23 protein-coding genes and 1 tRNA gene are annotated in these 19,091 nt (G+C 43.2%); 11 read left to right on the top strand and 13 right to left on the bottom strand.

All coding sequences use genetic code 11. The features are described from left to right. Positions 1-88: 88 nt before the first annotated feature. Entirely contained in the window at positions 89-1,144 is a 1,056-nt protein-coding gene (locus NF865_RS04610; RefSeq protein WP_253305402.1) for a M20/M25/M40 family metallo-hydrolase, read from the bottom strand. Between the two features lie 179 nt (positions 1,145-1,323). On the opposite strand from NF865_RS04610, the gene NF865_RS04605 reads away from it, so the two are divergent. From NF865_RS04605 to NF865_RS04590, 4 genes are read left to right on the top strand one after another with little or no spacing between them, the layout of a single operon-like run. Further along, the gene (locus NF865_RS04605; protein ID WP_253305401.1) at positions 1,324-2,010 is read left to right on the top strand and encodes an MBL fold metallo-hydrolase; all 687 of its coding nucleotides are present in this window, start codon (positions 1,324-1,326) and stop codon (positions 2,008-2,010) included. Then, complete coding sequence (locus NF865_RS04600; protein ID WP_253305400.1) at positions 2,010-2,273, top strand: DUF504 domain-containing protein; 264 nt, start codon at positions 2,010-2,012, stop codon at positions 2,271-2,273. The genes NF865_RS04605 and NF865_RS04600 overlap by 1 nt, the downstream gene beginning before the upstream one ends. Before the next feature lie 24 nt (positions 2,274-2,297). Further along, positions 2,298-3,059 carry a YchF/TatD family DNA exonuclease gene (locus NF865_RS04595; RefSeq protein ID WP_253305547.1) on the top strand — a complete coding sequence of 254 codons (762 nt, stop codon included), beginning with the start codon at positions 2,298-2,300 and terminating at the stop codon, positions 3,057-3,059. 5 nt (positions 3,060-3,064) lie between these two features. After that, the gene (locus NF865_RS04590) at positions 3,065-3,352 is read left to right on the top strand and encodes a DUF3216 domain-containing protein (RefSeq protein WP_253305399.1); all 288 of its coding nucleotides are present in this window, start codon (positions 3,065-3,067) and stop codon (positions 3,350-3,352) included. Positions 3,353-3,691: 339 nt separating this feature from the next. On the opposite strand, the gene NF865_RS04585 is transcribed toward NF865_RS04590, so the two are convergent. Then, the gene (locus NF865_RS04585) at positions 3,692-5,206 is read right to left on the bottom strand and encodes a dihydropteroate synthase-like protein (protein ID WP_253305398.1); all 1,515 of its coding nucleotides are present in this window, start codon (positions 5,204-5,206) and stop codon (positions 3,692-3,694) included. A gap of 82 nt (positions 5,207-5,288) precedes the next feature. Between NF865_RS04585 and NF865_RS04580 the strand changes: the two genes are divergently transcribed. Further along, positions 5,289-6,050, top strand: a complete 762-nt coding sequence (locus NF865_RS04580; protein WP_253305397.1) for an ABC transporter ATP-binding protein — start codon at positions 5,289-5,291, stop codon at positions 6,048-6,050. Between the two features lie 8 nt (positions 6,051-6,058). Further along, positions 6,059-7,537: a permease-like membrane multi-spanning protein gene (locus NF865_RS04575; RefSeq protein ID WP_253305396.1), complete on the top strand. Its 1,479-nt coding sequence runs from the start codon at positions 6,059-6,061 to the stop codon at positions 7,535-7,537. Here the strand turns inward: NF865_RS04575 and NF865_RS04570 are convergent. The 3 genes from NF865_RS04570 to NF865_RS04560 are packed head-to-tail and all read right to left on the bottom strand — an operon-like array spanning position 7,527 to position 9,287. Continuing rightward, positions 7,527-7,880, bottom strand: coding sequence for an Mth938-like domain-containing protein (locus NF865_RS04570; protein ID WP_253305395.1), 354 nt, complete (start codon positions 7,878-7,880; stop codon positions 7,527-7,529). The two genes, NF865_RS04575 and NF865_RS04570, sit on opposite strands and share 11 nt — an antisense overlap. A 1-nt stretch (position 7,881) precedes the next feature. Further along, the gene (locus tag NF865_RS04565; protein ID WP_253305394.1) at positions 7,882-8,397 is read right to left on the bottom strand and encodes an NUDIX domain-containing protein; all 516 of its coding nucleotides are present in this window, start codon (positions 8,395-8,397) and stop codon (positions 7,882-7,884) included. 35 nt (positions 8,398-8,432) lie between these two features. Beyond that, entirely contained in the window at positions 8,433-9,287 is an 855-nt protein-coding gene (locus NF865_RS04560) for a PfkB family carbohydrate kinase (RefSeq protein WP_253305393.1), read from the bottom strand. 47 nt (positions 9,288-9,334) lie between these two features. Here NF865_RS04560 and dapA point away from each other — a divergent pair, with 47 nt between their 5' ends. From dapA to NF865_RS04540, 4 genes are all read left to right on the top strand, one after another. Further along, entirely contained in the window at positions 9,335-10,216 is an 882-nt protein-coding gene (gene dapA / locus NF865_RS04555; RefSeq protein WP_253305392.1) for a 4-hydroxy-tetrahydrodipicolinate synthase, read from the top strand. Between the two features lie 78 nt (positions 10,217-10,294). Then, positions 10,295-10,519, top strand: a complete 225-nt coding sequence (locus NF865_RS04550) for a HypC/HybG/HupF family hydrogenase formation chaperone (protein ID WP_253305546.1) — start codon at positions 10,295-10,297, stop codon at positions 10,517-10,519. Positions 10,520-10,521: 2 nt separating this feature from the next. After that, the gene (gene hypD, locus NF865_RS04545; RefSeq protein ID WP_253305391.1) at positions 10,522-11,631 is read left to right on the top strand and encodes a hydrogenase formation protein HypD; all 1,110 of its coding nucleotides are present in this window, start codon (positions 10,522-10,524) and stop codon (positions 11,629-11,631) included. Positions 11,632-11,835: 204 nt separating this feature from the next. Continuing rightward, positions 11,836-13,029, top strand: a complete 1,194-nt coding sequence (locus NF865_RS04540) for a pyridoxal phosphate-dependent aminotransferase (RefSeq protein WP_253305390.1) — start codon at positions 11,836-11,838, stop codon at positions 13,027-13,029. A gap of 73 nt (positions 13,030-13,102) precedes the next feature. On the opposite strand, the gene NF865_RS04535 is transcribed toward NF865_RS04540, so the two are convergent. After that, entirely contained in the window at positions 13,103-13,306 is a 204-nt protein-coding gene (locus NF865_RS04535; protein WP_253305545.1) for a MoaD/ThiS family protein, read from the bottom strand. Between the two features lie 217 nt (positions 13,307-13,523). Next, positions 13,524-13,601 (bottom strand) — tRNA-Arg (locus NF865_RS04530). A gap of 111 nt (positions 13,602-13,712) precedes the next feature. On the opposite strand from NF865_RS04530, the gene NF865_RS04525 reads away from it, so the two are divergent. After that, entirely contained in the window at positions 13,713-14,159 is a 447-nt protein-coding gene (locus NF865_RS04525; protein ID WP_253305544.1) for an Lrp/AsnC family transcriptional regulator, read from the top strand. On the opposite strand, the gene NF865_RS04520 is transcribed toward NF865_RS04525, so the two are convergent. From NF865_RS04520 to NF865_RS04495, 6 genes are all read right to left on the bottom strand, one after another. Then, complete coding sequence (locus tag NF865_RS04520; protein ID WP_253305389.1) at positions 14,148-14,528, bottom strand: hypothetical protein; 381 nt, start codon at positions 14,526-14,528, stop codon at positions 14,148-14,150. The genes NF865_RS04525 and NF865_RS04520 overlap by 12 nt on opposite strands. Further along, positions 14,525-15,238, bottom strand: coding sequence for a phosphoribosyltransferase family protein (locus tag NF865_RS04515; protein WP_253305388.1), 714 nt, complete (start codon positions 15,236-15,238; stop codon positions 14,525-14,527). The genes NF865_RS04520 and NF865_RS04515 overlap by 4 nt, the downstream gene beginning before the upstream one ends. Positions 15,239-15,303: 65 nt before the next feature. Further along, on the bottom strand, positions 15,304-15,825 hold the full coding sequence (locus NF865_RS04510) for a YkgJ family cysteine cluster protein (RefSeq protein WP_253305387.1): 522 nt from the start codon (positions 15,823-15,825) through the stop codon (positions 15,304-15,306). 12 nt (positions 15,826-15,837) lie between these two features. Further along, positions 15,838-16,077, bottom strand: coding sequence for an Lrp/AsnC ligand binding domain-containing protein (locus NF865_RS04505; protein WP_253305386.1), 240 nt, complete (start codon positions 16,075-16,077; stop codon positions 15,838-15,840). Further along, positions 16,074-17,420 (bottom strand): signal recognition particle protein Srp54, encoded by a 1,347-nt coding sequence (locus NF865_RS04500; protein ID WP_253305385.1) that lies wholly within the window; start codon positions 17,418-17,420, stop codon positions 16,074-16,076. Before NF865_RS04500 ends, NF865_RS04505 begins: the two co-directional genes overlap by 4 nt. Positions 17,421-17,796: 376 nt before the next feature. After that, entirely contained in the window at positions 17,797-19,080 is a 1,284-nt protein-coding gene (locus NF865_RS04495) for an MFS transporter (protein WP_436317667.1), read from the bottom strand. Positions 19,081-19,091 lie beyond the last annotated feature (11 nt).

Genomic DNA, 19,091 nt, shown 5'->3' with positions numbered 1-19,091 from the left:
TAAATTACTCACAAGTAAACTATTTAAGAGTTGCGAATTGGAGTAACTAGCGCACTCTAAAATTTAAAAGGCAATGAAAAGAAAAAGCTCATTCGCCTTTTCCGTAAATCTCATTGACCTTCTTTAAAAACTCGCTCGCCTTGACGACGTCTCTAACGTCTATTCTTTCGCCTTTTGTGTGGGATATATCGAGGTTTCCGGGGCCAAAAACGATTGTCTTTGTTCCGTTATACATGAAGTTGATAGCATCAGTCCAGCTTCTCATTCCTCCGAAGTCTTCCAAGCCAACGGCATCCATGGCCTTCTTGGCCAGTTGCACTATTTCTTCATCCTCACTCAGCTCGTAGCCATCCCATATCTCTGTGTACTCATAGCGGAGGGTGTATTCATCCAAAATGGGATCCATTAGGTCGAGAACGTCCTCAACTTCCTGATCGGGCAAAAGCCTTGCCTCGAATCTTCCCCTGCACAGAGCGGGAATGAGATAATATGGATTCTCACATATTAGCTCCTGCAGTCCTATGTAAGCGTCGAAGTACTTTCCTTTCTGTTTAAATGGCTCAAGGGCTTTTAATTCTTCTATCATTCTGTAAGCTTGGTCTATGGCGTTTATACCGCTTTCTGGACATGCCCCATGTGCTTCCTTTCCATCAACCTCAAAATAGCCCTCTATGTTTCCTGCATGGGCTATGTGCACTTCAAGGTCTGTTGGCTCTATTACAATTGCCATCTTCGGTTTATAGCGCTCCATGAAAAGCGCAGAACCCATTCCGCCTTTTTCTTCGTCGCTCACAAACACAACTCCAACGTTGAGGTCTTGCTTTTCCTTCTTTAGGCTCTCAAGCATAAGGAGAATGCTTGCCAACCCACCTTTGACGTCGCTCGCTCCGGTGCCGTAGACTATGTTCCCCCTAACAAAAGGTTCAGCCCTCATGTCTATCGTATCCATATGAACTTCAAAGAAAAGCTCGGCATCGGGGTTTACAACGAGGTCAATAACTTTTCCATCGCTCTCTATGTGAACGTCGTAGTCTAATTTGTGAAGGAACTCCATTATATGCAAAGCGAGGCGGTCTTCATGACCAGATGGCGACGGAATTTTTAAAAGTTCAACCAAAATCTCTTTCGCTCTTTCAGCTTTCACATAACTCACCTAAGTGATAATCCCCGCGGGTGCTTATAAATACTGTGGACAAGGAAAAAGTTTATGTTGGGGTTTCCTCTTATTACCCTCAGGCGATGAAGAGATTCATCCCTCCTGACGGGACTTGCTCCCCCGAGATGAGGACGCGGTCCCCCCTCGAGCCTTTTGAGGTGATTGTAATGATACCAGTGGAGATTCCGCCAAACACAGTAATGCTCAAGGGAATAGGCTACGACTCAAACATTTACCTATTTCGTGATGGGAAAGAAGGGCTGATAATTGACACGGGAACGGGAATTTACTGGCACAGATACTTTGAAGTTCTTGAGCGGGAGAACTACCTTGACGGCCTCGAAAAAGTCATAATTTTAAACACCCACGAGCACTTTGACCATATTGGAGGCAACAGAAAATTTAAGGAGGTTTTGGAGAAAAGAGGGATCGATGTTAAGTTTGCCGCCCATAGATTCGCGGCTGATGTTATTGAGAGAGGAGACGATTATGTTATTCTCTCGTACGCTTATGGCAAGAGGTTTATGCCGCATTCAGTTGATGTAAGGCTTGATGATGGAGATATTCTAGAGGTAGGAGGCAAAAAGCTTGAAGTTATTCACACTCCGGGCCATACGGCAGGAAGCAGCTGCCTATATGAGCCCGAGGAGAAAATCCTTTTTACGGGGGATACTTTGTTCAAAGGCGCAGTAGGGAGGACTGATCTGCCCACAGGAAGCTTTGAGAAGTTAATAGAGAGCTTGGAAAGGTTAAGCAGTCTTGATGTTTACATTGCCTTGCCCGGACATGGAAAGCCGGTAACAAACTGGAAGGAGAATTTTGAGCATATTAAAAAGATTCTGGGGGAGTTTTAGTGAGGAAAGGCTTCGTTAAAGAGGTTCTGGCAAAGATTAAATACGACCCCCGGGAGAACGAGGAGGACTATTACATAGTTATTGAGCATCGGGGGGCTTATGGAAACGTTAAGAAGATTCCCGTTAAGCTGATAACACTCGGCCACGGCTACTTTTTTATCGAAGACACCCAAATTCCTTACCACAGAATTCTGGCAGTTGTAAGGAAAGACGGGAAGGTTGTCTGGAAAAAGAGGGGCTTGGAAGATGAGGTAAAATTCTGAGCAGTAATCATGGAGGGAGCTGAAATGATAGATGCCCACGCTCATGTGGAAATGTTCAAGAAGGAGATTCCAGCCGTCGTTGAAGAGAGCAGAAAACACCTAATTGCGGTAGTTGATTCCATAACCGAATACCGGAAATTCCACGTATGGAAGAGCTGGGAGCTTTTAAAACCTTATTTTGGCTTTATATTCCCAACCTTGGGTTTTGCTCCAAACGAGGCAAGGAGAGGCAATTGGGAGAAAGTGAGAGAGGTGGAGCAGTTTATATTGGAGCATAGGGATGAAATCGTTGCAATTGGCGAGATTGGGCTTGATTACTATTATGCTAAGACTGAAGAAGAAAGAAAAAACCAGCGTGAAATATTCCACTATTTCCTAAACTTGGCCCTAGAGCTTGAAATGCCAGTTGTACTCCACGCAAGGGACGCGGAGAGAGAAGTCTATGAAGAAGTCCAAAGGAAGGGCCTCCTTGGATATTTTCACTCCTATACCGGGAACATCGAGACGGCAAAGGAAATTGCTGAGAACGGGCATTTTATAGGAATAAGCACCGGGGTAACGTTCATCCCTGAAGTCAGGGAAGTTGTAAAAGCTCTGGATATTGAGAGCATTCTCGTTGAGACCGATGCCCCCTACATGAGCCCGTTCAAGGGCGAGAAAAATAAGCCGCATTATGTTAAGGTTGCGGTTGAGGAGATAGCTAAATTAAAGGAACTGTCGATTGAAGAAGTTGAAAAAATAACCCACGAGAACGCTGTTAAGTTCTTTAAACTAAATTTGAGGTGATGTCTATGGAAACTGTTGAAAAGATAAAGCAATTATGCGAAGAGCTTGGGGAAGAAAATGTTGTTAAGGCTATAGATTCTTTTGTAGTCCTTCAGAAGGAGCTTTCCAGCAAAAAAGGGGAAGATTTCATAAAAGTTTCCATACTCGGGTTTGTTGAGGGCATTTTAGTGAGTCTCTCAACCAAGCATAAAAACGAAAAAATAACGGAGCTTTTGGAAGAAGTTAGAACAAAAAGAACAGAACTGGAGGAAAAGTTCAGAAAACCCAAGATTCCTCTCTTTGAAAACCCCTAATCAGCTTTGGCTGTACTCCTAATAGCCATGGGCTCAGGCTGTTTTCTTGATTAGAACAATCGAAACATTTGGTGTCTTTTGTTTTTCCGTAATTTTTATATAGGTTTGGTGTGAATTTTGTCATGATGTGGTAGTCTCCGATATGTGGGGTTTTAAGCCCGAATGGAGGCTCAGCGGAAGATGTGGGGAGTCTCCGTTCCCCCGAAAGCCCTCCAATGAAGACGGGAGGAGGGAAGCCTACCCGTTACGAGATTAACACTCTCTACACAATTAACAGGTAGGCAGAACGGTGGCCTTTCATCATCTCTCAACTATTTCCTCAGGCTGGTTTTAATTTTTTCAGTAGAATTCCTTGAAGAGCTCACTCTCCTGCAGGTAGCTTCTTTTTAGTTTGAGTGCAGTTTTTGCCTTTTCGAGCTCTCTGCCGAGGTAAAACGCATGCCTTGGAGAAATGTCAAAATGCTCCAGAATTGTGTCAATTATTGCATTGGGCTCTTCTCCAACTATCGTCAAGAGCTGTTCGGTGCCTTTATGTGCTATTACCCATATCTTCTCGTCTTTAAGAAAGATTCTGAAGTAAATCTCTTCAAGCTTTACGCCCTTTTCCCGGGCGTTTAAGATTGGCGACTCCACCTTGTAGGTAACGTTTTCGCTTTTCTTTTCTTTTAGAATGAGCAAGTCAAATCCGAGATCCTTTGGGACGTCAAAAAACGTCATATCCAAAGCCCTTCTTAGCTCCTTAACGCTCCCTCTGCACTTTGGACTCACTTCCGTAGTGAGGAGAAGGGATATGTTCAATTCCCTTGCAACTCCCGCCAATAGGGCATTAATCCCTACGCTGTCTGCATCTATCATCTCCACAACGTTCCCAACTCCCGCTAAAAGGATATCATTTCCGTGTCTTTCCCTATAGAGCTGAAAAGCAGAGATTGACCTTGCTAAGTTGGGCACATGCTCAAGAATTAGGTCTAAGATAATTCTCTTATACCCGAGGGAAGCTGCCCTTTCTTTAAGCTTCTCAAGGAATTCAGCTCTTTTCTGAGGGTTAGTAGGGAAATAGCCGGTTTTTTGGTTTGTCGGGATTAGAACAACGGGCTTTTCGGTTACCAATGCTTCCAGATTGCTCTCATCAACGCTTAAAAACAAGTCTGCAAAATCGAGGGCTTTTTCGAGTTCCCTTGGATTAAGGGAGTCAAGGCTTATTGGCACATCATGACCGAGTTCTTTTAGGGCATCTCTAAGCTCTGGAATAGTCTCGACGAATTCTAAATGCTCTTCTCCGCTTACCAGTCCTATGTCAATTATATCCGCTCCACTTTTTAGGTAGTAGAGGGCTTTGTTCAGAAGCTCTTCAAAGTTGAGCTTTGGTGCGTCAACTATCTCAGCCACTATCCTTTGTGGAAAGTCGAGCCCAACCGGTAAGCTGCCTATAAGGAAGTTGTAAGGCTTTTTAAGAGCTTTTTCGATGTATCTTTTGTTTTTTGTTTTGTTTTTGATGTCTTTGACTTTCTTGAGCGCATCTATTTCAAAAAGATCATCTGCAGGGGTTTCTTTGCTTAGCTTGAATCCTTTTTTGAGCGCTTCAAGAACCTGAGGCAGATCTGAAGCGTTTCTTGGACCTTTAAACGTGGGGATTCCAAGAGAATCTTCAATTTCTTGAGCAGATCCCCTTACGAGTCCGGGAATTAATATTAGGTCGTAATCTTTTATACGGGCTTTTTTTAAACAGTTTATGATCATTTTCGGGGTGAAAAACGCCGCTACACTAACCGGGCACACAAATACATCGCAGCCTTTTCCATACTTCCTAACCAGTGGCTCCGCGAGGATTCCTGTTACCAGTAAGATTTTCATGTTATTATTTCGCATTTCAAGGGTTATAAACCTCTCCCAAAAGGTTTATTAGAGCAAGGACTCTCACCTAATCGAGGGTCGTATGATCGTAGTGGAGAATCTCATCAAGAAGTTCGGCAATAAAACTGTGCTCAATGGGATAAGCTTTCGGGTTAGTAATGGCGAAATCTACGGGCTCTTAGGCCCTAATGGGAGCGGAAAATCAACTACGATGAAAATTCTAGTTGGAATAGTTAAGCCGACCTCAGGGAAGGTGCTTGTAGCTGGCATTGATCCTTTGAGGGACCCCATAGGGGTAAAGGAAGTTGTTGGTTTTGTGCCCGAAACGCCCATTCTATATGAGAGCCTAACGCCTGGGGAGTTCTTCAACTTTATCGGGAGTGTTAGGAACATTGATAAGGAAAAGCTGGAGGAGAGAGTCAATTACCTTGTCAAAGCCTTTGGAATTGAGGAGTACCTCGATCAGTTTATTGGAACACTGAGCTTTGGCACGCAGCAGAAAATTTCCCTTATTTCTGCTCTTCTTCACGATCCTCAGGTTCTTGTGCTCGATGAGGCCATGAACGGTCTAGATCCTAAAAGTGCGAGAATACTGAGGGAGCTTTTGCTTGAATTCAAGATGGAAGGAAAGAGCATAGTGTTTTCTACCCATGTATTGCCCCTAGCGGAGATGATATGCGATAGGATTGGGCTTATTTATAAAGGGGAGCTTATTGTGGATGGGACAATAGATGAGTTAAAAGAAAAAGTCCATGAAGAAAACCTTGAGGATATCTTCCTTAAGCTCACGGAGAGCAAAGGAGAAGTAGAGAACATCTTACGGGCTCTAAAAGCTGCATTGTAGGTGATTTTATGATCAGAATACTTTATCGCGAGCTTCATTACCAAATAGCAAAGAGAAACCCCCTAATAGTGAATGATGATAGGCAGTTTCAAAAAGCCATCAAAAACGCTATGAATATTAAGCGTGGTATTGGCTTTCAAGTCCTTGGTTTCCTCCCTTTTGGATTGTTGATGGCCTCTACATTAGCCTTCACTGATGAAAAGCTTGTCCTTTCTTCTCTAATGGTTTCCCTTGCATTAATACCCTTCGTCTTTGCTATGTACGTCACTACGGTACAGACCTCATACATCCTTTCTGTGGGTCTGTTTGAGCCGTTAAAGCTCCTTCCCATAAGAATGGGCTCCAGATACCTCAGTGCTCTCCTGCTTCTTGAGATTTCTCCTTCACTTGCCACGGTCCTCCCAAGTGCCCTTGTCCTTTTGATGAAGTATCCGTTATCGGGGTTTCTTGCGATTCTCTGGCTGTTGTTGGGTTTGTTCTTGGGCCATACGCTTGGATTGGTCTTGGTTAACTTCTTCTCCCTTAGAATACACCAAAGGGCGAGTAGGGGACATTCTTTAAGGAGTTTTGCCAGAGTTGTGATGTTCCTGCTTTTCATAGGAATGTTTATGATGATGAACTATCTCCAGTACTACATAAGGAGGCACTCTGGAGAGGTTGCTGGGATAGTGGAAAGATATTTTATTGCCTACCCTTTTGCAGTCTCCTCTATTTTTGACCCTCTGAGAAGTATAGGGCTTTTCCTTGGATATTCAATTGCCTTTGGATTTGTGTATTACCTTACCCTTAAGGGAGTATGGAATAAGATTCTCGAACCTCCCGTGGTTTCAGAAAGGAGAAGCATTTCAACGTTTAAGGCATCACCAAAGAGCAAAGTTCTGGCACTGGTTTCAAAGGACTTTAAAATATTTCTAAGAAAACCAGCGCTGCTTGTTGCATTTCTATTTCCAATCTACATAGTATTTCCGACGCTTATTTCTGCTCTTCAGCGGGGGAAGCTAGGCCTAGAAGATCTTTTTCATGTTATCTTCATGATTGGCCTATTCTCTGTCCCAGGTGCTGATGCGGTTCTCAAAGTTGAAGGGAAGAATTTGGACTTTCTCAGGACTCTCCCCATAAAGAAAAGAGATTTTGTCGTTGCAAAAATAATCTCAATGGCCCTTATTCCAACCTTTTTAGGCATTTCCTTGGTCGCTTTTGGTCTTTACTACGATCCTAAAGCTTTTGTTTTGCTTCCTTATGCTCTTTTTCTACCGTTTATAGCGTCTTCCGTAATAATGCTCTACTTTTTCAGGTATAAGGGAGAAGAGTTAGGTATTCCTGAGCTCAAATGGCTTCAGGTAATCCTTATGTTTGTACTTGTTGGCATAGTCTTTGGTATTATCGCTCTTCCGATTTTTATAAGCTCCAGCATAATTGAAAGTCAGGCTATGGCCCTTGTGATCTCTCTAGCTTTGGCACTCCTTCTCAGAAGGCTCAGCAGGTGATATGAAATATCCCAAGCACCTTTTTCTTTTCTCTGAGCTCGTTAAAGGCCTTTGCCGCCTCGGGAGTGGGCTTCTCGATGATCTCTTTCCCTTTTACTAGCCCTCTGCTCTCTGGAAGAAGGGAGAGCATCCCATAAATGCCCGTCCCAACAACAAGGACTTCGAACTCCTCTCCTAGGTACTCTTTCAGCTCCTCTGGATCGAGCTTGTGGCTTGTCCCGTGCTTCTCCTTGCTGAGCCACTTTTTCCTCTTTTCCACCTTTCCGGAGGGATAAATGATGATATCATGGTGATATTCCTTTCCGTTTATAATTATCCTCCCGAACTCAACTTTTTCTACCATTCTAACCACCCATAATGCGGAGGGCATCTTCTACAATCTTTTTGTGATCAAAGGCAAGCTTAAGATTTTTTACCTCCTCGAACTTAAAGACCCTGGCTTCACTCGCGTCGTCTCCTCCCTTTAGATTTCCTTTTCCTCTGGCTAAAAATGCTACTGTAACCGTGTGCCCTCTTGGGTCCCTATTCGGGTCGCTGTAAACCCCAATAAGTTTTAGAAGCTCAACATCAAGCCCAGTTTCTTCCTTTGCTTCTCTCACAGCGGCATCTTCAACCTTCTCCCCATACTCCACGAATCCTCCCGGAAGTGCCCAATGCCCCTTATATGGGTCGTTACGTCTCTTTACCAGAACTATACCGTCGTTGTAGAGGATTACGAGGTCTACGGTTAGACCTATGCATTTATGTATCTCTGCTTTAACCTCAGGGTATTTGCTTTTTATCAGATTTTCTATATCTTCCTTGATTGGGGTTATGTCGTATCCTCTAGGGGTTTTTAGGAGAAGGACGTATCGCTCCATACAATCACCTCGGCCAAGTCCCTTCTCATCATCCCTCAGCGTGCTGACGTTTCCTCATTGGCATCTACTTTTTCTACTTTCACAAATTTAGCCTTTTCTAAGGCATCACTAATTGGAAAGTCGATGCTCCGTCTTTCCAAAAAAGTTGCTGTGAAGGCATTTGCTCGCTTCAACGCCAGAACAAAGGGACATTTCATATAAAAATAAGCAAAACTCGCCAGAAAAACGTCCCCTGCGCCTGTAGGGTCATCCAGGTCTATTTTAAGGGGGTGGTAGAGGTACTTTTTTCCTCTATGATATGCCACTCCTCTTTCAGCGCCGTTTGATATTAAAAGAACCTCAACATCGTCGGGGCGTAAGTTTCTTATGTGCTGAAACTCATATGCATCTGCATGAACAACTTGCGCGTTTTTTAGGAACTCTCCGTCTATTTCTTTCAGAACAACGTTGTCATTTTCAAACCCTCGAAGAAACCCTTGAACATCTGCAACGACTTCTTTAGCATTTATGATGCTTAGGGCTTCCTGTGGGATTTCATTTGCGACCGGGTTTAGCAGTACGAGGTCGAACTTTTCCTTGGGTATCTCATCAAGAGTAAATGAATCCGCTCTGGAGAGGAGCTTAAGCTGTCTGGTGTTTTCGCCTAGATAGAGGAGCTCATATGTTGTGCTTTTTTCGGAGGGGATTATTATCGTGGATATTCCATAAGATTCGAGCTCTTCAAGCCACTCAATCGGAAAGTCCTTCCCAACTTTAGTCAAAACTACAACCTCGCAGAACTTTGAAAGTGCAAGGGATGAATAATAAACTCCTCCCCCAATTCCCTCAGTTTTCCTTCCGTTTTTTATTATGATATCGTGGGTTAGGTGTCCGATTACCAAGCATCTCATCCCTTTTCACCGTAAGGTTTAATTAGGTAAAGTCCCTTTTTAAATTGATGCCTATGTTTGAAGGAGTTTTTGTCCCCCATGTGACCCCGTTTGACGATGAAGAGAAAATAAACGAAGAAATGCTGCGTGAGCTTGTCCACTATTTTGCAGATGCTGGACTAAACGGCTTGGTAACTTTGGGAAGCAACGGAGAGTTCCCATATCTAAGTTTTGAAGAAAAGCTTAGGGTTCTTAAGATTGTTCGAGAAGAATCGCCAATCCCCGTCATAGCCGGTGTCGCTGAAAATTCAACCAGAGAAACGATAAAGCTTGCAAAGGAAGCCTGGGATATCGGAGTGGATGCCCTCTTAATAGCCCCGCCTTACTACTTCAAGCCTGACAAAAGGGAGCTCTTCGCCCATTACTCCCGAATTGCCTACGAGGTGGAAGCTCCAATTCTGCTCTATAACGTTCCAAAGTTCACCACAATCAACATAGATTTGGGAGTCATTGAAAAGCTCGTGAATGAGCATTCCAATATAGTTGGAATAAAAGACTCAAGCGGATCAATAGGAAGAATAACAGAGCTTATAAGAAGAGTTGGGGATAAGATAAGCATTTTAGCGGGGACTGCGGATGTTATGTATCCCTCATGGGTCTTAGGAGCACATGGGGCGGTTGTTGCGGTTGCAAACGTTGCCCCGAGACTTTGCGTTGAACTCTACAACGCATTTCTTGAAAAGAGGTATGAGAGGGCAAGAAAGCTGCAGATCATGATAAACTACCTCAACGAGGTTGTTGTCAAAAAGTACAACCAGATAAGTGCGATAAAAGAGGCTATGAGGATGCTTGGCCTTGAAGTCGGCTATCCAAGAATGCCGGCTTTGCCCCTTGATGAAGAAGCCATTAGGGACATAGAGAAGACCCTGATTGAAATAGGGCTTCTATGATACACGGGTTCGTGAACAACCTATGGTTTAAAAAGAGTTTAAAAACTCCCTTCTATAAGTTTTGATTAGGTGGAGAAAATGTGTCTGGCGATGCCGGCTAAAGTAATTGAAATTAAGGATAACGTTGCAATAGTTGATTTTGGCGGGGTTAGGAGAGAAGCGCGCATAGACTTCGTGAAGGATGTTAAAGTTGGCGATTACGTTATAGTCCACACTGGATTTGCCATTGAAAAACTTGATGAGAAAGCTGCTTTGGAAAGCTTGAAAGCCTGGGAAGAGGTCATGAAAGCTATGGAGGAGTGAGCATGGAGCTTTCGATCTTTCAGGATAAAGAGCTAGCTCAGAAGATTCTCCAAGGAATAAAACGAGAAGCAGAGAGGATAGGCAGGGAAGTAAAGTTAATGCACGTGTGTGGAACGCATGAAGATACGGTAACAAGGAGTGGAATACGCTCACTTCTGCCGGAGAACGTTAAGGTAATGAGCGGCCCAGGGTGTCCCGTTTGTATAACTCCTGCCGAGGACATTGCAACAATGATGGAAATAATGCGCATGGCAAAGGAAGAAGGGGAAGAGATAATTCTCACAACCTTTGGGGACATGTATAAAATTCCCACTGCAATGGGGAGTTTTGCCGACTTAAGGAGCGAGGGTTTTGATGTTAGAATTGTTTACTCGATTTATGACTCCTATAAGATAGCACTGAAAGAGAAAGATAAGCTCGTGGTTCACTTTTCTCCCGGGTTTGAAACAACAACCGCTCCTGCGGCTGGAATACTAAAGGAAGCAATCGATAGGGGAATAGAGAACTTTAAGATTTATTCAGTACACCGTTTAACTCCACCTGCCGTGGAAGCATTGATTAAGCAGGGGACAGTTTTTGATGGCCTTATTGATCCCGGGCACGTGTCCACGATAATAGGGGTCAAGGGATGGGAGTACATAACCACAGAATACGGAGTTCCTCAGGTGGTTGCGGGTTTTGAACCTGTTGACTTCCTTATGGGCGTTTTCATGCTCCTTAGAATGATAAGAAAAGGGGAAGTAAAGATAGAGAACCAGTACACGAGGGTCGTAAAATATGAGGGTAACGTTGAAGCCCAGAAAACTATAAAGGCTCTCTTTGACGTCGTTGATGCTAAGTGGAGGGCATTGGGAGTAATACCAAAAAGCGGACTGGAGCTCAAGAAGGAATACAAAGACTATGAGATAAGGACATTTTATAAGGTCAAGCCTCCAGAGCTGCCTGATCTAGAGAAGGGATGTATATGCGGAGCCATACTTAGAGGGTTAGCATTGCCGACGCAATGTCCTCTGTTTGGAAAGAAATGCACTCCAAGGAATCCCGTGGGGCCTTGCATGGTTTCTTACGAAGGAACTTGCCAAATATTCTACAAATACGGCGCACTATTTTAAGCTCCTTTTTGCTTCATTTTGAAAAATAGAAGGGCTCGGAGGGTGTTCACGTCATCACTTCTCAGTATGCTTGCTAATCGTCATCGCCTGAAATAGCTATGCTTCTCATCTTTTAAAGCTATCTTTAAACCCCACCCGTAATTTTGGAAAAAACTTTTATGCTTGTAAGACTAATATATTCTGACATACATGGGAGGTGTGGCTATGATTAAAGCGTCAAAACGGGCAATGAGTATTGAATATGCCATTAGGGATGTTGTTTTGCCCGCAAGGGAGCTTGAAAAGCAAGGAATAAAAATTATCAAGCTCAACATCGGTGATCCGGTGAAGTTTGATTTTCAGCCACCAGAGCATATGAAAAAGGCATACTGTGAAGCAATAATGGAAGGACACAACTATTATGGCGATAGTGAGGGAGATAGAGAGCTTAGAGAGGCTATCGTTGAGAGGGAAAAGAAAAAGAACGGTGTTGATATTACCCCCGAAGATGTCCAAGTTACAGCGGCTGTTACTGAAGCCTTGCAATTTATCTTTGGCGCCCTTATCGATGGAGGCGAAGAGATATTGATCCCCGGCCCAAGCTATCCGCCGTATGTCGGCTTAGTTAAGTTTTATGGTGGCGTGCCCAAGGCCTACAGAACCATTGAAGAGGAAGGATGGCAACCGGATATAGACGATATGAGGAAAAAGATAACCGACAAAACCAAGGCAATAGCCGTTATAAACCCAAACAACCCAACTGGAGCCCTCTACGAAAAGAAGACCCTTAAGGAGATAATTGACCTCGCCGGAGAGTATGATTTGCCAATAATAAGCGATGAAATCTATGACCTCATGACCTACGAAGGAAAGCACGTTTCTCCGGGTTCCCTAACTAAAGACGTTCCCGTTATCGTCATGAACGGTCTCTCGAAGATTTACTTCGCAACGGGATGGAGATTAGGCTACATGTATTTCGTAGACCCAGAGAACAAACTTGCCGAAGTTAGAGAAGCTATAGGGAAGCTCGCAAGGATAAGGATCTGTCCGAACACCCCAGCTCAAAAAGCGGCAATAGCAGGGCTTAGGGGCCCCATGGACTACCTTGAGGAGTACATGGCGAAGCTCAAAGAGAGGAGAGACTACATCTACAAGCGCCTTAGCGAGATGCCTGGAATAAGCACACAAAAGCCCCAGGGAGCATTCTACATCTTCCCCAAGATTGAAGAGGGACCATGGAAGAGTGACAAGGAGTTCGTCCTTGACGTGCTTCACAACGCCCATGTGCTCTTTGTTCATGGATCTGGCTTTGGAGAAGGTGGAGAAATGCACTTCCGCTCAATATTCCTACCACCAGTGCCTGTCTTAGAAGAGGCCATGGACAACTTAGAGAAGTTCATGAAAGAAAGGCTTGGATGATTTCTTTCTTTCAACCATTTATTCTTTTGGCTGAAGCAGTTCTTCAAAATTTGGAAGAATTTGGGGAAGCCGTTTATCCTCCAGACACTACTGGGATGATTTCAACGTAATCGTTGTCTTTAACGGGATCATCCTCTAAGGCAACTTTTCCGTTTACCTTGGCTATGGCACTTTCTGTGTTGAATCCTACTGCCCTTAGGACGTCTTTGACTTTCATGCCCTCTTGATACTCCAGCTCTTTCTCTATTTTTCTCCCAATGACTTTGATTTTGATCATGAGCATCACCAGAAAAGAATCCTTGTAGAAGTTTTTAACTTTGTCGAAAAACTCTTAAGTTTCTGGGAATATGTATCAATGTCGATGATGGTCGAGCCCGGCACTGAAGGGTGATGATGGCCATCACATCTGAGACAGAACAGTTTTTTGAGCTCTTCTTAGTAAAAATCTTTTTTCTTGCTTCAGAACTTTAAAACCTGATCAAGAAACGAATTTATGGCGGACCGGCGGGGATTTGAACCCCGGACCCTCGGCTTAGGAGGCCGATGCCCTATCCTGGCTAGGCTACCGGTCCATTCCCGTTTTTTATCCTCTCTTGTCGATTTATAAACCTTTTGTTAAACAAAATAATTTAACAAAAATCAAAGGGTATTTAAACTCCCTCTTAAAAGTTTCACTGGTGTGGCTGATGGTGGATGAGCTGGATAGAAAAATAATTTCCATTCTTCAAAAAGATGCCCGGCTTTCCTATAGAGAGATAGCGAAAGAAGTCGGAGTTGCCGTGGGAACAGTATATAACAGGATAAAGAGGCTCGAGGAAGAGGGTGTAATCCTGGGATTTGCTCCAAAGTTAGATTACGCTAAGCTGGGGTATGACCTTACGACGATAATTGGGGTTAAAGCTCAAGGAAAGAGAATCATTGATATTGAAAAGGAAATAGCCAAAGACCCCCATGTGGTGTGCGTTTACGATGTTACGGGAGAGTATGACATAATAGTCATTGCAAAATTCAAAGGAAGGGAAGATATGAATAAATTCGTCAAAAAGCTTTTGAGAATAGATGGCGTGGAAAAGACGTACACTCATGTCGCGATGGATATAGTTAAAGAGGACTTAACGCTAAAGGTCTAGGAAATTTCTCACGAATCTTCTTGCTAGGCTCTGCAGAGTTTCAACTGGTAGCTTTACTCTTTTTCCATTTACTGTGCCTTCGAAAATAAGCGGTATGGGATTTAGGGTTTCTATAACGTGAAATTCCTCATTTTCGTTCACAGTCTCTTTTAGGACTTTCCAATATTCTTGAAGAGGCACAATTTTTATAACACCGTGGAGCTCCAGCCTCTTCCCACATTCTTCTTCACTGCAAACAAAGTCAAACTCTTCACTGAGCCTTGCTTTCACCATTATGCTTTTTCCGTCCACATTATATATCATGAATCTATCTTCGTTTTCTAAATTCTCCATTTGAAGTCCTCCAAATAATAAATAATGAAGGATCAAAGCCTTACCATAACTTCCACAGGGATGTTGTATTCTTCCTTTATTCTGTCTATTGCATTGCCGGCACTTATAAGGAAGAACATTCCTACAGGCGTTGCAGTTGCCTGCCTGCACATCTCTATGAGGGCCCTTTGAGTTTCTCCACTCCTCACAACGTCGTCGACTATGAGGACTTTGTCTCCTTTTTTAATGGCCCAAGAAGGGAGATAAAGCGTCATAACGCTTCCCGAAGAACTTGAGACATAATTGACCTCGTAAAACTTCTCAACACCAACTTCTTTCTTTTTCTTTGCGTAGACTACATCTACTCCAAGCTCGTTTCCGATGTGGACTGCTAAAGGAATACCATCCGTTGCAGCCGTTAATATTTTGTCTATGTCTATTTCCATGTACTTTGAGGCAACATTTTCAGCAATAAGACTCATTAAATCTGTATCGCTGAGGATTTTCAGGTTATCAAACAATCCATGCTTATCAAAAACTATTCTCTTTCTAACTTCTTCCTCAAGATTCACATAAGGAGAAAGAATCTCTATTAGTTCTTTAGCACGTTTGGTACTTGGGAGCACCTTCCCCCTAACGTATCTGTTAAGTACCGTTATGGGGAGTCCAGTAATCCTTGAGAGCTCCTCATAGGTGTAGCTCTTTTTTAGAAGCCTTAAAATCCTGATGACGCGAAGTTTCTCTTTAACTGCTTCTATTTGACTCAAGCTCTCACCTCCTGCTGGTAAGATAACATTGACAAGAAAATGTATAAATAAGTTTCGGTTTTGGGTCAAATTGTAAGATTTGCTGGTTTATTTTGGTGGTTGGAAATTCCCATTTTTTGTCGATATTCGGATATTACCTCACCAAAATACCTCATTACAAAGTCCAAGTCTATGGGGTCTCCATCTGGATGGTTGACACCTTTACAGAATGAATCTTCCTTTACGTATACATCGATTGTAAACCCGTGCTTGACTAGGATAAAGGGGTAGAGCTTGCATGCCAATGGTCGGTTGGGATATATCTTACACTTTCCATCTTCTCCCAGAAAAACGCAGGCATCATCAAATGGTCTCTTCTTAATTCCGTACCCCAGAAATTTGTCCCCCCTATAGAACATCTTTTCATAATCTACAAATTCCCACGCGTTAAATCCAATATCCTCTATCCTTGTGATGTCCTCGTCTCTAAGAGGTACCTCAAGGTTCATGCAACAGCGGGCACACTGGAGGCATTTAAATCTAAAAGAGGGGTCGCTTTCAACCCGCAGGCTTTCCAAATTTATTGTTGCTACCCACCTTTTCTTCACTACTCTATCACCTCAACCCCTGTAGGAGCTTGCTATTAACGTTTCGGTCATCTCTATCTCGTTTATTCTTCTTAAAATTTCATCGTGAAAGTGATCCAGCTCTTTAATGTTCTCTACCTCAATCCTCGCAATTATGTCATATTCTCCGTAGACCTTGTATATCTCCTTTACCTGTGGGGTGCCCTTTAGCTTCTCATAAACCTTATCCTCATTTCCGGGCTTTACAATAATTAGAACAAAAGCCTCTATCATATGCCTAACCCTCCAAAGTTGAACTTCCTGGCCATCTTGGCCAATTTTCTTTTGTCCATACCCTTAAAGAATTTTTTCATTTGCTTGTATTGATTGAGCAATTCCTTCACATCTTTTGTGCTTGTTCCAGAACCTCTCGCTATTCTCTTAATTCTTGAATAGTTTATTATCTCAGGATTTTCAAGCTCTTCTTCTGTCATAGAGTCCATGATGACCTTAAACTTTTTCAATCTCTCTTCACTGACCTTAATAACTTCGTCTGGAATGGAGTATCCCAATCCGGGGATCATCTTTAGTATTTGCTGCAGTGGTCCCATTTTTCTCATCGCTTCTAGCTGGGCATACATGTCTTTGAGGCTAAACTTCCCCTTCAAGAATTTTTCAACGTCTTCTTCTGTGAACTCAGTCTCCTTGCTAAGCTCTTCGAACTTCTCAAGTAAGCCTTGAATGTCTCCCAATCCTAAAAGCCTTGAGACAAAACGCTTCGGGTCAAAGGGTTCCAAATCATCTATCTTCTCGCCTACACCGATGAACTTTATCGGGGCTCCAGTGGCTACAACAGCAGAGAGGGCACCTCCACCCTTTGCCGAACCATCGAGCTTGGTAACGATTATAGAGCCTATGGGGGTTGCTTCCTTAAAGGCCAACGCCTGATTGTATGCCTGCTGTCCAATTGTTCCGTCGATTACCAAGATGACCTCATGAGGGTTAATTGCTTCGCTTATTTGTTTCATCTCCTCTATGAGTCCTTTTTCTTCCTTGTGCCTTCCTGCGGAGTCAACTATTATTACATCTACACCTTTCTTCTTGAATTGCTCTACTCCCTCTCTAGCAAGCTTCACTGCATCTTTTTCCTCAGGGTTTCCAAAAACCTCAATTCCATATGGCTCTACCAGCTGTTTTAGCTGGGAATAAGCCCCTGGACGCCAAGTATCAGAGCACACAAGGCCGACTTTATACCCATGCTTTTGGAAGTACCTCGCAAGTTTTGCCACACTTGTGGTTTTTCCAGATCCTTGAATACCAACCGTTAAGAGAACAGTGGGTTTTTCTTTTATTTCTATGGGCTTTGCCTCCTTTCCCAAAAAATTAGTTAGCTCTTCATAAACTATCTTGATTATATGCTCCTTTTTGGAAACTCCAGCCGGTGGCCTTTCTTCTAAAGCCCTTTTTTCAATCTTCTTAGTAAGGTCAAGAACGAGACGAACGTTAACATCACTCGTAAGCAGAGCTCTCTGGATATCTCTAACTACCTCTCTCACGAGGGCCTCATCAACGCTGCTTGCACGCGCGAGTTTTCTCAGGGCATTATTGAGTGACTGGCCGAGTTTGTCCAGTACCATTTTTCTCCACCATATGTAAGGCTGTTCGTAGGTTTATAATCCTTAGGTCTTTAATCATTGTATTGACGTATCCATTTGAAGAAAGAAATCTCCGAAGAGCTCTTTTAATTGTCAAAATATGTGCATTGAACCTTAAACATAGTCATCCTGCCTTTTTTACGGGAGTTTTGTATTTTGGTGCTCATTCATAGCTAAAAAAAGGCCTCAAAATGTTTTTAAACTGATTAATTTAATAATATTCGAGTGAGAGCTCAAAAAAGAAAGGAGGTGAGAGAAATGGAGATAATATCAAAGCTTTATGATTACCTCTATATGAGGGAGCTTGAAAAAAAGAAAAAGAAAGCCCATAATTGACGAGCTTGAATTCCTGGACATCCTATATTAATTCCGTTCCTTTAGTTTCTTTTCCAAGGACAAAAACGTCCAAGGCTCCCACAATCGAAATCACGGCGATTACTAGCACTGCTACTCCAACGGTTGAAGATTCCATAATTTTTCCGGCCAGTATTGGAGCTAACCCTCCTCCGATTCTTCCCATTCCTCCAGCCCATCCTGCTCCGGTTCCCCTGATTTCTGTTGGATAAAGCTCAGGAGTGTAGGCGTATATAGCCCCCCATGCTCCGAGGTTGAAGAAACTGAAGAGAACTGCGCTTGTGAGTATCGCATATACGTTTCCCGAACTGGCGTAGTAATAGAACATTACTCCAGCTAAGCCCGAAAGCAGCAAATAAGCGGAAAGTGTTTTCTTTCTTCCTATCTTCTCAAGGAGATAAGCTGCGCTCCAGTATCCTGGCAGCTGGGCTACGGCGGTTATTATAAAGTACTGAAAGCTCTTGAAGACAGTTATCTCCAAGGTTGCCGCTAAAAACTTTGGAAGCCATATGAAAAAGCCGTAGTAAGCGAAAGCTATGCTGAACCATGCAATTGAAAGCATTAGTGTTGTTTTGCCGTACTTCTTCCATAACTCTATTATTGTTACCTTTACCTGCTTGCTTTCTTGCACTTTGACTTCAGCTTTTCTTCCAAATATTCTTTCTATAACTTTCTCAGCTTCTTTTGTTTTTCCTTTGAGGGCTAAAAATCTTGGGGACTCTGGGAGCCAGAGTATCAGCGGTAGCAAAACCAATACGCTCCCACCAAATAGAAGTATGCTCCTCCAGCTAGCTTTTAAGAGGATTGCGACTATCCCTATTATTATTGTGCCGATGGCCCAGAAGCTTTCCAAAATGGATATCATAGCACCCCTGATTTTTGCGGGCATGAACTCGGCAAAGTAAGAGCTTGCAACGGGTAAGGCTCCCCCCAGTCCGAGCCCAACTATAAACCTAAGAGCAATAAGCTGATCTAAGCTATTAGCGAAGCTACTCACAACGCTTCCCAGTCCAAAAAGCGAAACTGCTATTGCTAAAGCGTTTCTTCTTCCTATGTAATCTGCAACTATACCAAAAAACCATGCACCAAAGAGCATTCCCCACAATGCCGCAGAGCCCATTGCCCCAAGTTTGCTCAGGCTTCCCTGAAATGCCGGCTCTTTGCTTAGTAAAGGAATGACAAAGCTTACGGATAGAGTGTTCACTGCTATAAATGCCCATACCGTTCCAAGTATGGCAAGAAGTATGTAATGGAACTTCCCGAATTTTGCCTTCTCTATTACCTCCACAATCACCACCG

This window comes from Thermococcus aggregans (assembly GCF_024022995.1).
GTDB classification, from domain to species: Archaea; Methanobacteriota_B; Thermococci; order Thermococcales; family Thermococcaceae; genus Thermococcus_A; species Thermococcus_A aggregans.
Note: the sequence above shows the minus strand (reverse complement) of the source record. Positions and strands in the feature narration are given on the sequence as shown.